This window comes from Providencia lanzhouensis, from assembly GCF_050469745.1.
Lineage (GTDB): Bacteria > Pseudomonadota > Gammaproteobacteria > Enterobacterales > Enterobacteriaceae > Providencia > Providencia lanzhouensis.
The window spans coordinates 511045-529291 of record NZ_CP174123.1 but is presented as its reverse complement, the minus strand read 5'-3'; the positions used below and the strand labels follow the sequence as shown (position 1 = coordinate 529291).

At 43.9% G+C, this 18247-nt stretch carries 16 protein-coding genes; 2 read left to right on the top strand and 14 right to left on the bottom strand.

The window, feature by feature from the left end:
* Positions 1-75: 75 nt before the first annotated feature.
* Positions 76-420, bottom strand: a complete 345-nt coding sequence (locus ACIH2S_RS02365) for a helix-turn-helix domain-containing protein (protein ID WP_036955222.1) — start codon at positions 418-420, stop codon at positions 76-78.
* 680 nt (positions 421-1100) lie between these two features.
* On the opposite strand from ACIH2S_RS02365, the gene ACIH2S_RS02360 reads away from it, so the two are divergent.
* Positions 1101-1721: a flavin reductase family protein gene (locus ACIH2S_RS02360; protein ID WP_036955226.1), complete on the top strand. Its 621-nt coding sequence runs from the start codon at positions 1101-1103 to the stop codon at positions 1719-1721.
* Positions 1722-1767: 46 nt separating this feature from the next.
* Here ACIH2S_RS02360 and ACIH2S_RS02355 read toward each other — a convergent pair whose 3' ends face one another.
* The 13 genes from ACIH2S_RS02355 to ACIH2S_RS02295 form a co-directional block, all read right to left on the bottom strand.
* Entirely contained in the window at positions 1768-2325 is a 558-nt protein-coding gene (locus ACIH2S_RS02355) for a class I SAM-dependent methyltransferase (RefSeq protein ID WP_036955231.1), read from the bottom strand.
* 36 nt (positions 2326-2361) lie between these two features.
* Entirely contained in the window at positions 2362-2631 is a 270-nt protein-coding gene (locus tag ACIH2S_RS02350) for a zinc ribbon domain-containing protein (protein WP_108479311.1), read from the bottom strand.
* Between the two features lie 163 nt (positions 2632-2794).
* Positions 2795-3211: a YybH family protein gene (locus tag ACIH2S_RS02345; RefSeq protein ID WP_036955236.1), complete on the bottom strand. Its 417-nt coding sequence runs from the start codon at positions 3209-3211 to the stop codon at positions 2795-2797.
* A gap of 245 nt (positions 3212-3456) precedes the next feature.
* Positions 3457-5103: a Na+/H+ antiporter gene (locus tag ACIH2S_RS02340; RefSeq protein ID WP_108479310.1), complete on the bottom strand. Its 1647-nt coding sequence runs from the start codon at positions 5101-5103 to the stop codon at positions 3457-3459.
* Between the two features lie 274 nt (positions 5104-5377).
* Positions 5378-5830 carry a MarR family winged helix-turn-helix transcriptional regulator gene (locus tag ACIH2S_RS02335; protein ID WP_036955244.1) on the bottom strand — a complete coding sequence of 151 codons (453 nt, stop codon included), beginning with the start codon at positions 5828-5830 and terminating at the stop codon, positions 5378-5380.
* A gap of 85 nt (positions 5831-5915) precedes the next feature.
* Positions 5916-6671, bottom strand: a complete 756-nt coding sequence (locus ACIH2S_RS02330; protein ID WP_036955248.1) for a maleate cis-trans isomerase family protein — start codon at positions 6669-6671, stop codon at positions 5916-5918.
* The gene (locus ACIH2S_RS02325) at positions 6668-7699 is read right to left on the bottom strand and encodes a carbon-nitrogen hydrolase family protein (RefSeq protein ID WP_036955252.1); all 1032 of its coding nucleotides are present in this window, start codon (positions 7697-7699) and stop codon (positions 6668-6670) included. Before ACIH2S_RS02325 ends, ACIH2S_RS02330 begins: the two co-directional genes overlap by 4 nt.
* A gap of 18 nt (positions 7700-7717) precedes the next feature.
* A complete protein-coding gene (locus ACIH2S_RS02320) occupies positions 7718-8629 on the bottom strand; it encodes a fumarylacetoacetate hydrolase family protein (protein WP_272535834.1) in 912 nt (303 codons plus the stop codon).
* Positions 8630-8726: 97 nt separating this feature from the next.
* Positions 8727-9854 carry a cupin domain-containing protein gene (locus ACIH2S_RS02315; RefSeq protein ID WP_036955260.1) on the bottom strand — a complete coding sequence of 376 codons (1128 nt, stop codon included), beginning with the start codon at positions 9852-9854 and terminating at the stop codon, positions 8727-8729.
* A gap of 28 nt (positions 9855-9882) precedes the next feature.
* Positions 9883-12198 carry a bifunctional salicylyl-CoA 5-hydroxylase/oxidoreductase gene (locus tag ACIH2S_RS02310; protein ID WP_272535837.1) on the bottom strand — a complete coding sequence of 772 codons (2316 nt, stop codon included), beginning with the start codon at positions 12196-12198 and terminating at the stop codon, positions 9883-9885.
* Between the two features lie 28 nt (positions 12199-12226).
* The gene (locus ACIH2S_RS02305) at positions 12227-12649 is read right to left on the bottom strand and encodes an acyl-CoA thioesterase (protein ID WP_036955269.1); all 423 of its coding nucleotides are present in this window, start codon (positions 12647-12649) and stop codon (positions 12227-12229) included.
* Positions 12650-12659: 10 nt separating this feature from the next.
* Positions 12660-14204 (bottom strand): indolepyruvate oxidoreductase subunit beta family protein, encoded by a 1545-nt coding sequence (locus tag ACIH2S_RS02300; RefSeq protein ID WP_272535842.1) that lies wholly within the window; start codon positions 14202-14204, stop codon positions 12660-12662.
* An 8-nt stretch (positions 14205-14212) separates the two neighbouring features.
* Positions 14213-16411 carry an indolepyruvate ferredoxin oxidoreductase subunit alpha gene (locus ACIH2S_RS02295; protein ID WP_108479305.1) on the bottom strand — a complete coding sequence of 733 codons (2199 nt, stop codon included), beginning with the start codon at positions 16409-16411 and terminating at the stop codon, positions 14213-14215.
* Between the two features lie 716 nt (positions 16412-17127).
* Between ACIH2S_RS02295 and ACIH2S_RS02290 the strand changes: the two genes are divergently transcribed.
* On the top strand, positions 17128-18135 hold the full coding sequence (locus tag ACIH2S_RS02290) for an AraC family transcriptional regulator (RefSeq protein WP_036955273.1): 1008 nt from the start codon (positions 17128-17130) through the stop codon (positions 18133-18135).
* The last annotated feature ends 112 nt before the right edge of the window (positions 18136-18247 follow it).

The window sequence follows — 18247 nt, the reverse complement described above, 5'->3', positions numbered from 1 at the left end:
TAATGGAACAGAAAAACATTAAATAACAATTAATTATATAATCACCAAAGAACATGTTAATTTAATTAATCATGATTAAAGATCATGTAAGGCTTTGAATTTTAATTTATCGTAATAGGAATATTTTGATTTTTTATCTTGAAATAAAAAATTATCTTGTAATTTTATCTCTGCTATTTCATCTGAATAGTTAGCAATAACTTTGAAAAAGAATTCAGACCAATCCTTACCTAATTTCTTTAATATGGCGTCAAGCGTTTCTATATTTACACTCGTAATACCACGTTCATAGCGAGATATTTGCTGTTGACTAATATGAAGCATACGCCCTAATTCCTCACCTGTTAATGAGCAATTAAGCCGTGCTTCCCGAATAAATAAACCAACTTCTTCACGTAATCGATATTTGTTTTTCATCATATTAAAACCAGTTTAAATAGCTTTAATTTCATTTACTCAAAGATAGCCAATTCATTGAGCAAATAGCGTAATAAAAAATGGATATATCCAAAGTGCAGGAAATTTAATTTATTAAAATATAGATACAGGAAATAAATCTGTAAATACGTTTATATCGATCGAAAATATATGATTTAATAGTTAATACCTATCAAATTAACTTTATTGATCGTTTTAATATCTGAATTTGATTTATATAAAATTAAATATCAATAGGTTACACAAATAAGACTATATAATATAATTAGCTAGTAATTTAAATATTCACTTATCTTAATCATGATACCCCTTAAAAAAAACATTATTTCAATTTAAATAAAAGAAAATTATCCAATTATAAATATCGCATATAATAACTTATTTAAATTTATTAAAAATAAAAAATCAAGAATATCAAACATAAAAACTTAATATTTTAATGAGAAATAAAAATATACTTAAATAACTCATATTTTGTGTTTTATAAATTCATTCAATAAAACTTTAAATATAATTTAAATTCATCAAAATAAGTCATATTAATCATGATAAATTTTCCATTATCCATATCATGCTTAAACTATGCATATCGTGCACTTTTCATTTTCTAATATTAACTAGAATAAATTAATCCGTTAGGATAACAAAAAAAGGAGCCAATAATGACAACTCAGTTTTACAGCTACCAACCGCAACAAGGTCATGGGCTTCCCCATGATCCGATACCCTCATTAATTGGTCCACGCCCTATTGGCTGGATCTCCACATGCGATAAGCAAGGTAACACCAATCTTGCGCCCTATAGCTTCTTCAATATCTTTAATTATTCACCGCCCATTTTGGTCTTCTCGAGCGTTGGGAAAAAAGATTCCGTCACCAATGCAATCGAAACAGGTGAGTTCGTTTATAATCTTGCAACTCTTGAGCTTGGGCAGCAGGTCAATTCAAGCAGTGCAATGTTACCTCGTGGAGAAAGTGAGTTTGACCTTACTGGGCTTTCCACCTTACCGTCCACATTGATTACGCCTCCGCGCATCGCCCAAACGCCTGTTTCCATGGAGTGTGTAGTCACTGAATATCAGCAATTAAAACGCGCTGACGGTAGCCTATTGGATACGTGGATGATCATGGGAGAAGTGGTAATGGTGCATATCGATGAAGCTACCTTAGAGCAAGGCTTATATAACAGTGCTCGCCAAAAACCTTTGATGCGGGCAGGCGGACCTGCGGATTATTATTGGATTGAAGAGCAACAAAAACTCGAAATGTATCGCCCTAAATAACGTAAAAAGTCTTAGGCCAGTTTCTATCACACTGGCCTAAGATTCATTATTTGGGGACACAGGTATACACCCATGCAGGTGGAAAATTGCGATACACACGTTCTTTTGTGAATGAAAAATAACGTGAAAATAGCGGTTCACAACCTTGGGTATACTGAAATAGCACTAATTTACCCTGATTCTTTAATAGGCTCTGACGCACCTGTTTTAATATTCGCATGCTGGTTTTTTTATTCAGGGACAGAAAAGGAATTCCTGAAATAATCAAATCATAATCACCCAATAAATATTCTGCTGAACATGGATTAACAGCCACTCTCGGGTCATCAATCTGATTTAAAATATCGATAAAATCACGATTAATTTCATAGAGATCTAAACGTGTTTGCGTCGTAATTTTGTTCACAATATAGCGAGTCATGACGCCGTTACCCGCACCAATCTCTGCAATTTGATGACATTGAGCCCAGTCAATATTGTCAATCATGGTATGACATAACCAACGAGATGATGGGAACACCGTTCCCATCGAAGCTGGTGATGCAATGAAATTCTTAACGTAGAGCTGGTAATGATTTTTATGAGAAAAAAACGATTCCGCCATGCTTCCTCCTGAATCAAAAATACCTTTTCTATTTCCTTAAATTGATGCTCCACATTCACCGCAAAAATTGGCATTTGGGTCTACGGCACTTTTGCATTGTCGGCATCTTATTTTTTGGATGTTTTGTCCGTGTGAAAAATAGTTGTCTTCGCCTCGACCATCATTGTGCTGATAACTCCCGCCATGCTTACCTCGAGAACCATGCTTGGAACTGCTGCCATGCCCTGAATGACCCCAATATTGGTTATCGCGTTTCGAGTTATAGCGATTTCTGCCGAGGTTAAATAACCAGCTGAAAATTGACATAATAAATATCCTCCACTGTTATTCTTGTCCCGAGTATAAACCTTAGACTTAACTCCAGAGACAACAGTAAAACTGAATAATTACAATAAAAAACCATTTATTACGTAAACTGAATATCGCTATTTTTTCATGACACACGCGGGTGAATGAGACAAAGCTTTCCTTAGGATTTGAGCAGTGAAGTTCCATAAGAATTATCAATCACACATAGCCACTTACCATCGATGAGTTTAAATACGTAGGTGGCATCTCGCACAGTATTAAACGGCGTACCATCTTGCATTTGCGCACTCAAAATAGTTTCAGCTAAGACTAAGGCGCAATCTTCACCAAAAATAACTTTTACCGTACCTTGAGATACTTGCAGGCTGTGATTAAAAAATTCAGCGATAGCAGAAAATGCTTTCTTTAGGTTCTCTTTTCCATGGACATGTAAACCGTCTTTCACCACTAACGAGCCATTCTCAGAATAAAAATCCATTAAATAGCTGAAATTTTCTTCTGTGATGGCGCGATCTGCGCTGGCAATTAGGGCTTCAAGTTCTTGCGTGTGTTTTTGAGTATTGTCGAAAAGATTCATAGAGGGCTCCTTGTTGAATACTAACCAGACAAGGACAAAAAACCCGCCTTATCTGGCGGGTTGAGGATGTAGCAAACTACCACCAGTTAAGTGATGGTCATCATAATAATGAGGTGAGCTACATGCTGTGACATAATTTTTTCCTGAATATAATTAGAGATTACATTATCAGCAATAAAATTTTTTTCAATGAGTATATAAAAAGGGCTTAAGTTACCTTAAGCCCTTTAGTCGTAAATTAGAAACTAGTGTTTTGAACTCTTATGGTGATTTAATGTTTCTTCTTTTAAATCAAGCTCATCACGTAAGCGATGGTACACTCGCTCATTGATATTTTTCCCTTTACGCATTTGATATAACGCTTCCCGCTTCGCCTTCAGAGCCGAATCTGACATCGAACGTTCCATCTCGATCATCCGATGTAAATCAAACACATCTGACTCTGTTTCATCCGTATTATCTAAACGACGACCATAAATTTCTAACAGCTGAGCACCCACTTCGGTACGCATCGCAATTTCATCCATATCATCAGAAGGGTGGTTCATCAGCTCACGAATATGTGCCATTGCTGCTTCATTGAGTGCCAGACGAGCGCGAATTTCATCGTTATCATAAGGTAAATCTTGCACTAAACCTTTGGTTAAAATCGGCAAGGCGATGCTGGCAATTAACAGCGAACACAGGATCACCCCCATCGCGAGGAAGATAGCCACATCACGGTTAGGGAATAATGATCCATCGGGCATTAAGAATGGCAACGTTAAAATACCGGCTAACGTAATTGCCCCGCGAACTCCCGCCGTTGCCATCACCGCCATCATGCGAATACGTACTTCATCCGCTTGCTTTCCACGACGACGATTGTGGAAAACTGTCAGGGTCATTGATATCCATACCCAAGCAAAACGCAGTGCACCTAATGCAATGGTGATAACGGCAACATACACAAACAGCATCCAAGGATGGCTAGCACCTGCAGCTTCGGCCACCTGAGGCAAATTGGTCCACATCCCTGGTAGCTGCTCACCCAGTAGAATAAAGATCATGCCGTTCAAACCTGTTTGTACCGTGTCCCAAACTGCCTTACTTTGCATTCGAGTCGCCGCTTGCATACGCCCTGCGATTTTTTCGTAGTGCATCGCAATACCCGCAACAACGGCAGCAAGGATTCCGGAAACATGTAAATGTTCAGCCAGCAGATACGCGGTAAAAGGCATTAACAGGCTGATCATAATTTGGATAGCTGGCTCTTCACCTGTGCGCTTGACTAAGAATTGGTTTAACCAGCCAATTGCCCATGCGACTAATAAACCAATCACTATCCCACCAAATGCCACCAGCACAAATTGCCCCGCAGCAGATGTCAGAGAGAACTCCCCTGTCAGCGCAGCCACAACCGCAAAGCTAAAGCATACTAAGCCCGTCGCATCATTGAGTAGAGATTCCCCTTCAAGAATGTGCGCCATACGCGATGGTAGTGGCGAATTCACTGTCATTGCAGATACCGACACAGGGTCAGTTGGGGAAAGGATAGCTGCCAGTGCAAAGGCAACCGCCAGTGAAATCGTTGGGATCAGCCAATGGATAAAGAACCCCATCCCAATAACGGTGACGACCACTAAGCCAATCGCCAATGACATAATTGGCTTAATTTCTTGGAATAAGGCTTCTTTTGGAATTCGCCATCCATCAAGAAATAGCAATGGAGGAATAAATAAAAAGAGAAAAAGATGTGGTTCGAATTCCACTGTAAATCCGTAGAACGATAAGGCAGCCCCTAACGCTATCTGGATAATTGGCAATGGAATGATGTCTTTAAGTAATCGGGAAACAAATACGCTCACGATGACTGCAAGTAAAAAAACGAGTACAAGTGTCACTACTGACATTGAGTGCTCCATAATGGTTTATCTTAGTTATCTGCATTGCAGTAAATAGATAAATCAAATCAATGTAAAGCATCAATTTATTACCAAATAAAAAAACAAAATAAATCAAAAACTACGATAGCAATCATTGTGTTACAGGATATTACTTAATTTCCAATACATTACATATCCATTCAATATACTCGTGTTTTATAAGGATTTAATCTGTTCTTCTGGTATAAACCCTTATCACTCATCAAAAACGGATAATTCCGAGTATTTTAATGCAACTTATCTATTTGATTTCTGGGCTATGTCTATCAATTAATTCTTGTAAAACCTGCTTGAGCATTTTGCTTTTACGAACACCAAGAGGCGCTAAAACTTGCCTTTCATGCTCTTCCGCAGCAATCAATAACCCTTCGACTAGCTCAACGCCACTAGAAGTCACACTCACTAAAGTCACGCGGCGGTCACTTCCTGTATGGTTATTGTGACGGATCACATGCCCTTGTTGTTCCAATCGTTGTAATACCCGCGTGATTGTTGGTTGCTTGCTGACTGTTTTTTGCGACAGCTCAGTGATCCCCATCGAACCATTATTGGCCAATGTAGAAAGCACTCGCCACTCCAACACCGATAGCCCATTGGCTTCTACAACCGCATGAAATTCAGATGAAACTAGCATCCATGCCTGCCCCAAAAGAGCAGGCAGGTAATTATCAACGAAGACTTTCGATTCAGGCATCAATTCCTCTTTTCTTGCTTCTGGTTTTATGACATTAGAAGCTAGCAGAGTAGCAGAAGGAAATCGAACTCTTAACATAATTTAACTAAAATCTTCCGCTAAGTAGTGAGCCAAAACCATCCACTCGCGTATCAAGTCCCAATTTTTTTAGCATCATGTAAGTTGTTGCCACAGACGAAGACAATACTGGTAAGCCCACTCTATCTTCGATAAGTTGAATCGACGGTAATGACGGCATTTGCACGCAAGCTGATGCCACAATCGCATCCACATTGGTATTTAGCTTTCTGGTGATTTCCACTGGTGCTAATGGGTTTTGTCTCCCCACCTCGAGGTTATCGGGGATCTCCAATGAGATGCTATCAACCACTTCAATACCTTCATGTTCAATATAGTCGATAACCATTTGCGTTAATGGCTTCATATACGGCGTCAAAATCGACACTTTTTTCGCGCCAATGGCATGCAGCCCTTCGACTAATGCCCCTGCACTAGTGACAACCGGCGCTGGATGCCCATTATCTATGGTGCATTGATGGAGGCGTTTTTGCGAAACTCGGTGATACCCCTTCCCCATGCTCATAATGGCAACCAAGCAGGCATACCCTAATACATCGACATCGGCGTCTGACAGTTCAATAGCACAGCGGTCACTGTCTGAGTCCATTTTGGCAAGCTCATCCTTAGTCACTTTCTGCATACGCATACGGCTAGAGTGGAATGTGAAACGCTCTGCAAACATCGCTTCACGGGCGCGTAATATAGCCGGAATTTCAGTTTCCATGGTGGTATTAGATGAAGGCACAATCTGCCCAATACGAAACGTACGCGCTAAGCTCATAGCCCTTTCTCCACTGAAGAGTCATCCGATTCAGCAAACTGATTAAGTTCATCGACATCTTGCCCACCATGATGGAAACGAGCAGCCGTTAATGGGCGACGATTAACCTGTAAGTCAAAGATATCAAAGCGATTATAGTGCCCTGTAATATCATGCATTTGGCGTGGTTGAATACAGCGATTCAAATCAATTTCAGCGTAAACAATGCCTTCTTTATCAATCAATGGTTCCCCAATTACTCGTCCATCAGGACCAATAATGCCGGAAAATGCGCTATTTGGACGCGCAAGCAACTCACGGGATTCGGGATGCGACGCCGCCATGGCTTCAACGATTTCTTCAGAGACTGTCGAACAAGAAATGATGGTAAATACTTTGCCTTCAAAGCAATGAGCAGAGGCACGTAAACGAATCGCATCCGCCATGTCATAGTCTTTTGGTGCCACTGGCAGTGCAATATAACTGGCAATATGAACCAACTCACCTTGAGCCAGCAACGAGAAACGTGCCAATGTATTGGTGTTTTCGCCACATGCCAACGCCCCTAAAGGACCAATGCTGGTTTGGTGAACTTTCAGCGAGGAGGCATCCCCATTTGCCCACGTCAATTTTTCCGCCCACGTTGGGACTAATTTACGGTGACGTCCTAAAATTTTACCTTCATCAGAAATCGTCACTAACGTGTTGTATAACGTGGCAATTCCGTTCGGATTGCGCTCATTCACCCCCACAACCACGTTGATATGGTGACGAGCGGCGGCTTGGGCGATTTTTTTAATTTCAGGTCCAGGGACTTCAATGGCAGATTTGCACAGTTTTTCAAACCAAGGGCTGCCATCAATCGGGTTCATTACCCAACTCCAATACGGGTAGCCAGAGACAAACACTTCAGGAAATGCCACTAATTTGGCACCATTATCCGCTGCTTCTTCAATCAACCGACACACTTTATCAACGGTAGCATCGGTATCGAGGAATACAGGGGCGGCCTGTACAGCCGCTGCCTTAAATTGAGGTAGATTCAACATGTTAGTATCTCCCTTGAGTTATACCGCAACCACTGGGTGGCGTAACTCACCGATTTTTTCGACATACGCTTCAATTACATCACCCGGCCATACCCACTCTTGTGGGGAACGACCCGCACCAACCCCTTCAGGTGTGCCCGTTGCGATAATATCCCCCGGTTCCAACGTAATGCCTTTGCTGATATCAGCAATCAACGCATTCACATTGAACAGCATATGGCGAGTATTGGAGTCTTGCTTGGTTACACCGTTAACTTTCAAACTCAGGTTTAGTGAGTGAGGATCAGGAATTTCATCGGCAGTCACAATGCAAGGACCGAATGGGGCGTAGGTATCCTGCCCTTTAGAGTAAATCCATTGACCTGCACGGCGACAATCACGTGCACTCATATCAATCATTAAGCTATAACCGAACACATAGTTCAGGGCATCTGCTTCAGAAACCCCTTTAGCACGCGTCCCCATGATCACCGCCAACTCCACTTCCCAATCTAATTGCTGAGTAATTTGGCTGTTATGTTCAATCGCATCACCCGGTCCAATCACCGTTGTTGGCGGCTTAGAAAAGATAACCGGCTCTTTTGGTAGATCTTTAGAGGTATCCAGAGTACGGCTCGACTCAGCAACGTGCTCAACATAGTTCAGACCGATCCCAAAAATGTTTTTTCTTGGGCGTGGAATTGGCGCTAAAATTTTTACATTCTGTACTGGCCATGCAGTTCCCGCAGGAAATTGCCCTTTATGTGCGTTTAATAATTCAGTACCTGCACGGATCCCTTGTGGACCTAAATCAATAAAATCCAGCATATTATCAGGGAGATATTGACCATTCTCTTCAGCTAATCTCGCTAAATCCACGACTTGCTCGTTAACAATCGCCCCTAAACGTGCTGCTGCGGTAACATCTGAACGGTAAGTAATAAGACGCATAGTTTTTCTCCTTGAGTCAGGTCTCAGACCTAACTAAAATCTTCACGTAAACAATTAAAATAAGTCATCGGAATAAAAAGTTATAAAAAATAAATAGTTAGCTAATCACTTTTTGGTGCCCGTCATTGTCCACAAGCGCCTCTTCATAATAGAGGCCAAGGGAGTGCATCACTGGCAAGTCGTTAAAACAGAACAGACACGCGTCTTCGCTCTGGGATGTATTCACATGTTCGTGGAACATCCATGATGGCACACAAAAAATATCTCGCTCTTGCCAGTCAAAGCGCTGCCCATTAATAATCGAATACCCTTTTCCTTTCGCCACTTGGTAGATAAAACTGCCCGTATGACGATGAGCTTTGCCGACAAATCCAGGGCGTAATAACTGCATACTAGCCCCAATCGTTGGCATCACTGGCCCACCGGTTAATGGGTTGGTGTAATTCATTAAAACATCATCAAATACTGAGCCATCCGTTACTTTTGCGGCGCGTTGCAGCGCTTCATAAGTGGGTCCCCACTGGTATTTGAATAATGGCGAATAGGGCTTATCCCATCCCACATGGTGCGGACGTAATGCAGTCGCTCCCCACATGCCAACGGGATAATCAATTGGACGAGTTTGTGCTTGATGCAAATCGGGGTGAACTTTGTAGAAACCCGCTTCCATTGCATTGACTAATGGAATATCTAAACCATCTTGCCAAATACACGGTAATCCACCTTCTTCCACACCATGTTCATGCCAAGTACCATTTGGTGTCAGCACAAAGTCATTGGCTTCTAAAATCATTTTTTGCCCTTCCACAATGGTGTAGGCGCCGCGCCCTTCCATGATGAAACGCAATGCTGATGATGAATGTGCGTGAGCCGAAGCGGCTTCTCCCGGATGCATCACCTGTAAACCGGAATACAACCAACCCACTGCCGCTGCCACATCTTGACGACCAGGGTTGTTTAAGTAGATAACACGGCGACCTGCTTTTTCCGGAGTCACCAAATCCACCGAACGCAAAACATGCTCACGTAAATCTTGGTAACGCCATAAAACAGGCACAGATTGAGATTTTGGCTGCCACGGCTCAATTTTGTTGGCAACCGTCCACAATGCGCCCGTTTTGAGTTCATCTAACTGTTTGTAATACGCCAACAATTCTGGTGTATCTTCCACATCTGCGCGTCCTGCGACATTTTCTCTGTATTGGTCATGGGACTGAATCGTCATGGTGTTTCCCCCTCTCGCATTTACGCCATTAACGGCTTTTCGATTGTTGGATTAATTGTTGGCGACCATACTCATAAGGTGCTGGCCACGAGACTGAATTCCACCCAAAGCGAGCACACTCATGGAGTAACCAAGCAGGGTCGGCAAGAAGTGGTCGAGAGAGCGCACAAAGATCTGCTCGCCCTGACGCGATAATGCTATTCACTTGATCCGCATCAGTGATCGCACCAACGGCAATTACCGGCACCGATCCTTCATTGCGAATACGATCCGCCATTGGGGTTTGGTACATACGCCCATAAACAGGCTGTTGAAGAGGGGATACTTCGCCAGATGAGCAGTCGATAATATCTGCGCCCGCTTGATGAAGTGCCTGCCCAATTAATACCGCCTCATCGACTGTTGTGCCGCCGTCAACCCAATCTGTCGCAGAGATACGCACAGACAGAGGCTTATCCTCAGACCATACTTTTCTGACCGCGCTCACTACCGCTAGCGGGAAACGCAGACGATTTTCTAAAGACCCACCAAACCCATCGGTACGCTGGTTAGTTAACGGAGAAATAAAGCTTGATAGCAGATAACCATGCCCAGCTTGCAACTCTAACCAATCAAAACCGGCTTGATCCGCGCGTTTTGCTGCCGCCACAAACTGGTCGATAATCTTTGCCATGTGGGCTTCGGTTAGCTCAGTGGGCGTCTGTGAAATTGAAGGTAAATAAGGTAATGGTGATGCGGAAACTAATGGCCAATTACCTTGTTTCATTGGATGGTTTTCTTGCTCCCAGCCGCGCTGTGTTGAGCCTCGACGCCCAGCATGTCCTAGTTGGATCCCAATTTTCGCATCCGTTTTTTGGTGTACAAATTGCGTCACATTTTTCCATGCCGCCACTTGCGCATCATTCCAAATTCCCGGGCAGCCTGTCGTCACTCGCGCTTCAGGAGAAATTGCCGTCATTTCCGTCATAATCAGGCTAGCCCCACCTAATGCGCGGCTACCGATATGTACCAGATGGAAATCACTGACTAGCCCATCAGTTGCGCAATACAGCAACGTTGGAGACGCTATCACACGGTTTTTCAGTTCCACATTTCGCAAGCGAAATGGCGTCAACATCGGGGCGACTTTTTGATTAGCCACCTGCGCTGGTAAACCCGATTTTTCGGCAAACCAGTTTTCATAGTGAGTTAACCAGTTACCATCACGCACACGTAAATTTTCATGAGAAATGCGCTGAGAACGAGTTAATAAAGAGTAAGCAAACTGCTCAGGATCGAGGTTTTCATAGCGCTGCACGTTTTCAAACCACTCGGTTGAGTTACGCGCCGCATTCTGGATTTTTAGCACTTCGACACTGCGAACTTTTTGGTAGTGCTCAAGTCCCTTGCGCAAATCTCCTTGAGTCGCTTTCAAGCTTTCGCACAGCTCAATCGCATCTTCCAGAGCCAGTTTAGTTCCTGAACCGATAGAGAAGTGGGCGGTATGAGCGGCATCTCCCATCAGCACCACAGGAACTTCCTTACTGCTTGTTGGTTGTGTCCAGTGCACCCAGTTATCACAAATCACGCGAGGGAAACGAATCCAAATCGCGGCACCACGTAAGTGTGCTGCATTGGCAATCAGTTTTTCACCATCCAGCCATGGGGCAAATAACTTTTCACAGTAAGCAATCCCATCTTCCTGAGACATTTGGTCGATACCTGCTTTCAACCAAGTCTCTTCCGTGGTTTCTACGATAAATGTGGATAACCCTTCTTGGAATTGATACGCGTGAACTTGGAACCAACCGTGTTCATTTTCAGCGAACAAGAAGGTAAATGCGTCGAAAATCTTTTTCGTGCCTAGCCAAACAAAACGGCAACGGCGTTGGTCGATATCGGGTTTGAAGATATTTTCATAGCGAGTACGGACTGCGCTGTTGATCCCGTCGGACGCAATCACCAGATCCGCATCATATTGACGTGCAATTTCTTGGTCATCCGCCACTTGGGTTTCAAATACCAATTCCACCCCCACTTCAAGGCAGCGATCTTGCAAGATATTGAGGAGCTTTTTACGCCCAATACCGATGAAACCATGCCCGCCACTGCGGTTACAGCTACCTTTAAAGTGAATGTCGATATCATCCCAATGGCTAAATTCAGCACTGATCGTTTCTGCTGAGACTGGGTCTGCTTTGCGCAAGTTACTTAATGTGGCATCAGAAAATACCACGCCCCAACCGAAGGTGTCATAAGGGCGGTTACGTTCAACGACCACCACACGGTTGCTTGGGTTTTGCAGTTTCATCAGCAACCCGAAATAAAGCCCTGCGGGACCGCCGCCGATACAAACGATATTCATGGAGTTTCTCCTTTATTACGTTGTGCCATTACACCGGTTGCTGCTGGGTTAAGGCGCTATACAGTGCTTCAGGGATAGGAATAGCCTGATGCGTAATCAGTGATGTAGTGACATAGGTTTGCGTCACTTCCATGCGCAACTCGCCATCAAGGCTGGTACAGCGTTGACGTAAAGTCAGTGATTTACCGCCAATGCGTTCGACATGCAGCTCAAGCTGAACGTCATCCCCCATACGGCTAATCGCTTTAAAATCCGCCTCTAAATGCACTGTGGGCAAACCAAAACGTTGATCGAGGATGTACCCTGCAAATCCTTCAGGGAGTAATTCATCAAACCAACGCTCAATGAGATTGTTAAACATCACGAAATATTGTGGGTAAAACACGATCCCAGCAGGATCACATTCTGAAAAACTGATCCGATGGTTTCGAGAAAATGTCAGTAAACTCATGATGCTATCCTTATTCCATCGCCAAACGCTGACGGCATTTTTTCAACTCATTACCATGTTCATCCGCCAGCGCCGCTTCACGTAATTCACGTAAATTTATCGGTGCCAACTGGCTACCATGACGTTCAACAATCTCCATCAAAACTTGGAAATTGCGCAATCCACGAGCATGGGTGTCGCTATACCCTTTCACCACTCTCTGACATTGCGCAATTTCGGTTGCCAAAGCAGGGTTACTGCTTGCGGCTTGCGCCACAGTGGCTAGCCATTTTTCAATACGATTATTTTCAAGCTGATAACGCAGCGTTGAGCGGCGCCCTCTGCGCCATGCAGCTAGCACGTATAACTGTAAGAATCCCCATAAGGAACTGGTAGTGATTGTTCGTCCCCTTTGCGTCAATTTGCGAACGGCTTTGTGTACCCAATGTGGTTTCATCAACCAATTGCCTAAATTTTTGGGAAGCGTTTCGCAAATCTCTTCGATTCTTGGATGCATAAATTCATTGATGTCGAGCAATTGGTTATCTTTCGCTTGGACTTCACTGCGTACTCGGGCAAAACGGCTATCACGAATTTTTAAGTCCGCAACGCGAATGGTGTCTTCATAGGACATCCATAGCGCTAAGTGGCGTACTAACGCACGCTGTAAACGCGGGTCATCACCGCCTTTTTGCGCAAATAGCCCTTGCAATCGATTGAGGTACGTCTCGGCATATGCAGGGTCTTGATAATCAACCAGCCGACGAACGCCTTCGGTCGCAAGGTAGTGAACATGGTCAGGAAACTGACTTTCAATCCGAGAAAGGAGAGCTGCTACATGTTTGTTTTTTGGTGTTTTTTCTACCGCTTTTGCAGATTCTGCTTGATAAGCCTCTTCAGGCTGAGCCGCTTTTTCAGCACCCAATGCAAATGCTCGCAAACTCGGTTTCACGCCAACGCCACCACGAACGATGGTTTCTTCAAATTGTTCACGGCTAAAGGGCAGAACCCCCGAACCAAACAGCGCACCGAACAACACGGCGCTGATCACGCTGCCACTCTCTTGCGCAGCTTGTGCCATATCAAAATGCACAAACTGGCGGGCGGCTTGCCCCGCATGACGGATCAACGCTTGGCTATCCACTCGCCCATCCCCCATTGCCGATTTTTCTGCGATGGAATAAACCCGATGGGTCGAACTAATCAGCGTGGTACGCTCCGCGGTCACAAAACCACGTTGTACTGCACGCCCAGCCTCCATCAGCTCTGAAGCCAACACCACATCCACATCACCGGGCATTGGCATTAACGCTAAAATAGGTGAAGGGGTCTGCGGGTTATCAGCACCAGGGAATAATTCAACATAATAAATTGTTGCCCCTGTACGCTGTGCCACTCCTGGCACAGAAGTAGTTTGCGCAAAATAACCGTTATCTTCGCCAAGATTGACAATCCAGTCAGCGAGAACGCCACCACCTTCTCCGCCCATCGCAAGGATGGCGATTTTGATCGGCTGTAAGGCCATTAGCGATTGAGAGGTCATTAACGGTTGAGAAGTCATTAAAGATTGAGCCATGTGCCCCCCTAGAAACTCAGTTGTTCACGGCGGCGTGCATCACGACGCTGCAAGAAACCAATAAACCAACCGCGAACACGGTGGCGCAATTTGTCCCAGCCATTTGGGTTGGTAATAATCAGAGCTTTAAAGAATGAAGGGCACAGCACTGCGGCATGGGAAACCTCACCGCACAGTCCACAGCCTACGCAGCTATCCATCACTGTCGCGACAGGGTCTGTACGTAAAGGATCTGGGTTAGGTTTGATTGATAACGATGGGCAACCCGATAAACGAATACAGGAGTGGTCTCCCGTGCAAGTGTCTGAATCAACGCCAAAACGTTCACGGACAACTCGCTTGCCTGCTGAAACGTCATCACGAACTTTTTTCTTTTCGCGGCGCTGTTTGTTCAACATACATTCGCTTTGCGCAATTAACACTTTAGGACCGCTTTCTGTCGTCGTCAGTGCCTCACGCAGCGTATTCGTCATGGCTTTTAAATCGTAGGTACGTTTGATGGTTTTTACCCAATTCACCCCAACGCCTTTAACTGCTTTTTCAATCTCATGCCCAGTGCTGCGGGTAGAATTTAGCGCCGTTGACGATAAAATATCTTGCCCACCGGTTGCAGAGGTATAACTGTTATCAACAACAATGGTTAAGTTATCGCTACGGTTAAATACGCTGTTAGCAATACCGCTGGTTAACCCGTTGTGCCAAAAACCGCCATCGCCCATCACAGAAATCGCTCGTTTACCCGCTTTGGCATTTAACGCAGCAGCACCCGCGCCACCAAGCCCGTATCCCATCGTCGTGTTACCGAGGTTAAATGGCGGCAGAATAGAGAATAAATGGCAGCCAATATCCGCACTCACATGGTGTTCACCCAGTTCACGCTCAATTAGCTTCATTGCAGTAAAAATGGGACGTTCAGGGCAGCCCGTACAAAATCCAGGTGGGCGTGCATGCACCGTTTCATTCAGAGTCGGTTCCGCCGCATTCACATATTCAGGTAGGTCATCATCGGCTTTGACAGCCGCGACATTAATAGTTGGAATACGAATCTGATTTGCAGCCGCTTTCACTTGTGGCTCAATTTTGCCATAACGTTCGAAGAATGAGCGCAGCCCTGCTAATACCGTTGCGGTGTTATATTCTCCCGCCATCGGGAGCATATCTTTACCGTGTAGCGCCACGTCAATATTGCGTTGACGTAAAATATTTGCCACGTTTTGCTCAACGAAATTCGGTTGCCCTTCTTCTAAAACTAAAATAGCTTTTTTATTGCGACAAAAACGTTCAAATTCGTCATCAATCAACGGGTAAGCCACATTCATGACATACAACGGGATTTTGCTATTACCAAAAACGTCGGCTAGACCAATTTGGTTTAATGCGCGGATCAGCGTGTTGTAGTTACCACCTTGTAAGGCGATCCCCACATCTTCGGCATCTTCCGCAAAAAATTCGTTGAGTTCACGTTGTTGAATAAATTTGATGGCAGCAGGCCAGCGAGCCTCAATTTTCTCTTTTTCATGTAAAAAACTGGCGGGCGGTAACACGATGCGGCTCACGTCGCGAGTTGGGTTCTCTAGCGCGTCTTTGACCGTAAATTTTGGATATTGATTATCAGAGCATGTGAACTGCCCATGAACATGGCAAGAGCGAATACGCATTTGCAGCATAACTGGGGTATTACTGGCTTCGGAAAGATCAAAACCATCTTTAACTGCTTGAACAATGCAAGGTAAATTAGGGCGTGGGTCAAGTAGCCACATTTGGGATTTCATGGCAAATGCGTGGCTACGTTCCTGCATGATGGAGGAACCTTCGCCGTAATCTTCGCCGACTATGATCAACGCACCACCCAGTACACCGCCAGAAGCTAAGTTTGCTAATGCATCTGAAGCTACGTTAGTCCCAACAGTTGCTTTGAATGTCACTGCACCACGTAAAGGGTAGTTAACTGATGCAGCTAGTGTTGCGGCAGCAGTAGCTTCACTGGCGCTATTTTCGAAGCGAATACCATAATCCGATAAGATATCCTGCGCATCTGCCAGCACATCCATCAGGTGGGAGATGGGAGCGCCTTGATAGCCTGCCACATAGGAAACCCCTGATTCAAGTAACGCTTTCGTAACGGCAAGTATCCCTTCACCGCTAAAGACTTCGCCTTCACCCTGCCGTAATTTTTGAACTTCTTGAACAAACGAGCGCTCAGCCATTTTAACCTCACCAGTCAACGTCAGCACGTTGTTATCTTTTTTGTGTTTCTTTCTTGTATCTCATTTGTTAATAAATGGTCAATCCATGATTAATCATGCATATTAGATTTTTGCAGAGAGTGGATAAGAGGTGCATAGAGCGGACAAAATCATTGTAAAACAATGAAAAAATGTCATAGAAATGGACAATGGATAAGAATCTTCGCCAAAGAAAGCTGTGGCTAACTTTCCTAATGAATCAACGAATAATCCTAATTATCACTTACAAATAGAAGGGTATTAGAGTATTCCTCTAATAAAAAATGAAATGCCACCATAGATAACTTTTTGCTTAATCAATAGGTAGGTGAATATACAAAACAATATGAAAAATCATATATTTATAACTAAAAATTAATAAGAATAACTTTATTTTTTAGTTTGTTATAGAAATCACATTCAGTGAATTCTCTCTATTTTTTTGCAGTATCTGGATAGTTTTTGCACAAATATGGCTAGGTAAGCAAATTCCTTTATGCTATGTTCGAAGCGTAATTGGTTAAAATTTGTTTAATAAAATGTTAATAAAATCGACCTGTGTAATAAGTCGAAGATAATAAAAAAATAACAATGAGATATCGAAATATCCCATAGTGACCCTCGAGGATCCTAGCTTATCGCGACACTCGCTAGGCAACCTATCAAGGTCACAGTGTTTACTTTGGAGGCACCTCCTTATGTTGAGCAATTCATGGCCTTACGCACCTGCACCTCAGATAGAGAACCAACTCTGTTCTTCTGAGCGATTATTATTCAGTTCTGCTGATCCTGAAGAGATTAAATCTATGGTGGGGCGTGTGATGAAGCCTCATCAATTTCAGTTACTTAACCAGCATCAGCGTCTTGATGCTCGCATGCATTACATTCCAATGGGGGATATTTCTCTCAGCCGGCTACGCTATGGGGCAGATGTCGCTATCACCCCTGGACAACTGGAAGATTTTTTCCTGGTGCAAATGCCATTATCAGGTAGTGCAATTATCGAAAGTGGCGGGAAAACTTTAGAATCCACACCACAAATGGCTTCTTTGCTTAGCCCAGAAGAGTCTACGGTGATGCGTTGGAACAGTGACAATGACCAATTTATGCTACGAATTTCTCGTTCTTTATTAGAGCGTACGTTAGTTGGGCAGCTTGGGCATACCTTAGAGAAACCATTAGTTTTTGAATTAGGGTTTGCTTGGCAGTCTTGTATTGCATGGCGTACGTTGATGAATTATTTGGTTGAATGCGCTACACGTACACCTGATTTACTGCAGCATAAACTGATAACCACCCAAGTAGAGCAGTTGGTTTCTGTTACCCTACTTTCCACCCACCAGCATAATTATTTAGAAGATTCTGGTATGCGCCGTGCCACCATTCGCCCGCGTCATGTGCGCCGCGTTCAAGAGTACCTCGAAGCACACGCCCATGAACCGATTACCGTTGAACAACTCGCCCATATTGCTGGCGTCAGTTTGCGCAGCTTATATGCCGGTTTTAAAGAGTTTTTAGATATTAGCCCGATGCAATATTTACGTGATTTGCGTATGGAGCGAGTTAGAGCCGAATTGATGTCAGGGGAAGCCACCAGCGTGACTGGCGTGGCACTACGCTGGGGATTCGCCCACATGGGACGGTTTAGCGCAGAATATAAGCAACGCTACGGAGAAAGCCCAAGCCAAAGTATGAAAAAAGCGTAAATTCACGTATTAAAACCTATCTAGGTTAAAGTGACCGTATGGCTGATTAGCAAGCTGTACGGTCATTTTTCATATATGGAAGGCTCAACTATCACCTGAAAATGAAAATAGG

Excerpts from the sequence above, each read along its gene's own strand:
- ACIH2S_RS02360 (WP_036955226.1), top strand. The coding sequence starts at position 1,101 with ATGACAACTCAGTTTTACAGCTACCAACCGCAACAAGGTCATGGGCTT.
- ACIH2S_RS02340 (WP_108479310.1), bottom strand. The coding sequence starts at position 5,103 with ATGTCAGTAGTGACACTTGTACTCGTTTTTTTACTTGCAGTCATCGTG.
- ACIH2S_RS02295 (WP_108479305.1), bottom strand. The coding sequence starts at position 16,411 with ATGGCTGAGCGCTCGTTTGTTCAAGAAGTTCAAAAATTACGGCAGGGT.
- ACIH2S_RS02300 (WP_272535842.1), bottom strand. The coding sequence starts at position 14,204 with ATGGCTCAATCTTTAATGACTTCTCAACCGTTAATGACCTCTCAATCG.
- ACIH2S_RS02305 (WP_036955269.1), bottom strand. The coding sequence starts at position 12,649 with ATGAGTTTACTGACATTTTCTCGAAACCATCGGATCAGTTTTTCAGAA.
- ACIH2S_RS02315 (WP_036955260.1), bottom strand. The coding sequence starts at position 9,854 with ATGACGATTCAGTCCCATGACCAATACAGAGAAAATGTCGCAGGACGC.
- ACIH2S_RS02350 (WP_108479311.1), bottom strand. The coding sequence starts at position 2,631 with ATGTCAATTTTCAGCTGGTTATTTAACCTCGGCAGAAATCGCTATAAC.
- ACIH2S_RS02310 (WP_272535837.1), bottom strand. The coding sequence starts at position 12,198 with ATGAATATCGTTTGTATCGGCGGCGGTCCCGCAGGGCTTTATTTCGGG.
- ACIH2S_RS02345 (WP_036955236.1), bottom strand. The coding sequence starts at position 3,211 with ATGAATCTTTTCGACAATACTCAAAAACACACGCAAGAACTTGAAGCC.
- ACIH2S_RS02335 (WP_036955244.1), bottom strand. The coding sequence starts at position 5,830 with ATGCCTGAATCGAAAGTCTTCGTTGATAATTACCTGCCTGCTCTTTTG.
- ACIH2S_RS02330 (WP_036955248.1), bottom strand. The coding sequence starts at position 6,671 with ATGAGCTTAGCGCGTACGTTTCGTATTGGGCAGATTGTGCCTTCATCT.
- ACIH2S_RS02355 (WP_036955231.1), bottom strand. The coding sequence starts at position 2,325 with ATGGCGGAATCGTTTTTTTCTCATAAAAATCATTACCAGCTCTACGTT.
- ACIH2S_RS02320 (WP_272535834.1), bottom strand. The coding sequence starts at position 8,629 with ATGCGTCTTATTACTTACCGTTCAGATGTTACCGCAGCAGCACGTTTA.
- ACIH2S_RS02325 (WP_036955252.1), bottom strand. The coding sequence starts at position 7,699 with ATGTTGAATCTACCTCAATTTAAGGCAGCGGCTGTACAGGCCGCCCCT.
- ACIH2S_RS02290 (WP_036955273.1), top strand. The coding sequence starts at position 17,128 with ATGTTGAGCAATTCATGGCCTTACGCACCTGCACCTCAGATAGAGAAC.
- ACIH2S_RS02365 (WP_036955222.1), bottom strand. The coding sequence starts at position 420 with ATGATGAAAAACAAATATCGATTACGTGAAGAAGTTGGTTTATTTATT.